A 1489-nucleotide genomic window follows, 5' to 3' on the forward strand; every position below is an offset into this window, starting at 1 on the left:
ACGTCCGGTTGTCTCTGCCGACGTACAGTTTGAACGGAGCTCGCAGGTCATACACACCTTTTTAGCAAAGGTAAAGATGGTCGCTTCGTTCGTGTTATCATGACGGGATTTCGTACTTACTTCTCCGTTAGGACAGGTGAGAGAGTTACTTTCGGTGTCATACAGGAATGCTTCGTGACTGTACATCCCTTTTTTCTGAATTCCAAACTGAGACCAAACAGGTGCGGAAAGCACGAGTTCCATGTCGGCAACGGCTTGTAAATTCTGCCCCGTTCCATAGGCGGTATCGCCGACGAAGGCAGCCGGCCAAAGTGAGTGGTAGCGGTTTACTTCCTTCACAAGTTCCAACATACGTTTGCCGTCATCTTCGTTGCCGGGGATCGGTTCGGCTGTCAGCACAAATCCGGAAAGCGCAGACTGCACCACTTGAATTTTATCGCCTGTAAATTTCACAGTCCTGCTTTTATGGCCATTGCGTACGTCAGGGCAAACGCCACTTCGAATCAAGTTTTTAGGTTTGTCTTTCTTGGCTCGCTTCTTGTAAGGAGCATCCGGGCTATTCGGGTCCTTCGGGTGGACATTCTGCGTCAGTATCTCATACAGCCATGCCTGGCTTTCTAACGAAACTAATTGCCTCTGAGATTGTGTCCACGACCAAAAAAGCGTGCGTACCGCCTCATTTTCAAACCAGTAAAGCAACCCATACGCCGCGACAACTAGCTTGCTAAATGCGATTTGCTGCTCTTCCTCCGTGGCCTCATAAGGAAACTTTACCGTAAGTGTACTAACATCCACTTCTTTTAGTAACTTTTCATAGAGAACGGGAAAGGCACGTTTGAGTGGGTTGATGGTGCGAAACATCCCCTGTTGAATTAACCGATAACTAGAGTGTCTAACCATATGACTGTAGGTTGGGAAAGAATCCACCAGCCAAAAATCTTTGTTGTCGCCCCAAAGTCCTTTTTGCTTGGCTTGCGCAAGAATGTGATGATGACAAGCATTAAAGAGCTCAGAACCCATTCGATCACGGTCTAGCCCTAGTGTGCTATGGTCAAATCCTATAAACGAAACAGGAAGTCCTAAAAATCGTTTGATAAATAAATCACCTATGACACGCTCTTCCATTTCACGATCGGATAATGCATAGTAGCGCTGCACCACGTGGAGTTTTAACTTGAGCGAAGGGGCGTATGGATACTGGCCTCGACCTGAGTACAAATGAGAACAAACCTCATCAGCGAAGGAAAAGTCAACGAGTTCAGCAGCCCGACTCCAAATCGGATGTTCAGGAAGACACGAAAACACCTCAATGTCACTGAAAGATAATTGCTCAAATTGTTTATATCGGACTCGGCTCATAGGAATCCCTCCGGAAATGGTATACTTGAAGTATACCATTAAACGAGAGTATTTGAGAGTAAAATAAAGAAAACAAGCGATTATCTAGATGAAATCGCTTGTTTTGGAGTTTGTATATACGACAGAATAT

1 protein-coding gene is annotated in these 1489 nt (G+C 45.6%); it reads right to left on the minus strand.

Annotation, left to right across the window (positions count from 1 at the left end; all coding sequences use genetic code 11):
• Window positions 1–1359, minus strand: a 1359-nt coding sequence (locus GC098_RS07580) for a transposase (RefSeq protein ID WP_171642482.1), incomplete at its 3' end; no start/stop codon positions are given.
• Window positions 1360–1489: the final 130 nt, after the last annotated feature.

This window comes from Paenibacillus phytorum (assembly GCF_013141715.1).
Lineage (GTDB): Bacteria > Bacillota > Bacilli > Paenibacillales > NBRC-103111 > Paenibacillus_E > Paenibacillus_E phytorum.